1 protein-coding gene and 1 pseudogene are annotated in these 638 nt (G+C 72.3%); one reads left to right on the top strand and one right to left on the bottom strand.

Translation table 11 applies throughout. The features are described from left to right. Positions 1 to 262 (bottom strand): annotated as a pseudogene (locus HUX53_RS38245) (hypothetical protein); the annotation flags it as partial. A 151-nt stretch (positions 263 to 413) separates the two neighbouring features. On the opposite strand from HUX53_RS38245, the gene HUX53_RS38240 reads away from it, so the two are divergent. Then, the gene (locus HUX53_RS38240) at positions 414 to 617 is read left to right on the top strand and encodes a hypothetical protein (protein WP_176408150.1); all 204 of its coding nucleotides are present in this window, start codon (positions 414 to 416) and stop codon (positions 615 to 617) included. Positions 618 to 638 lie beyond the last annotated feature (21 nt).

Raw genomic sequence — 638 nt, 5'->3', positions numbered from 1 at the left:
CCCCGCCGGCGGCAGCCGCACCCCGGCCACCGCCGAGACCCTCGCGGGCGGCGGCGGCCGCGGCCAGGTCGGAGGCGGCCTGCCCGGGCACGGCCAGGTGCCGGCGGCGGATGCCGGTGCGGTCCTCGATCCAGGACGGTTCCAGCCCCAGCGTCCGCGACAGCTCGTCGCTGGGCACGCACCGCTCGGGCAGGTACGCGCCGGTCCCGCGGATCGCCCATCCCGACTCGTTCCCGGTGACCGGGCCTTCCCTCATGGCCATGCTCGTTTCTCCCTCGCACCACGGACGGTTGTCAGACCCACCACGCGAGTGAATAATCCCATTTCACGGCTTATGGTCCATATCTGAGTATTAAGCGGCCTTTATCCCCGAATGGGAAAGTCAGCCTTCCTTCCAGGTAAGGAGACCCCGCGTGCCGTCCACCGCATCCAGCCCCTTCCCAGCACTGCAACCCGGCGACGCCTGCGCCTTCCTGTTCCCCGGCACCGGCTCCACCGGGGTCCCCGACCTGCCCGCCCTCGCCGCCGCCGGGCCCGGCGGCGGCGAGGGCGGGCAGGTCGGGGACCCCGGTGGAGCCGGTGCCGGGGCACAGGAAGGCGCAGGCGCTGGCCCGTAGACACATCTCCGAGACCAAGAG

This window comes from Actinomadura sp. BRA 177 (assembly GCF_013372625.1).
Classification (GTDB): domain Bacteria; phylum Actinomycetota; class Actinomycetes; order Streptosporangiales; family Streptosporangiaceae; genus Spirillospora.
This window is presented reverse-complemented; position numbering and strand designations above follow the sequence as displayed.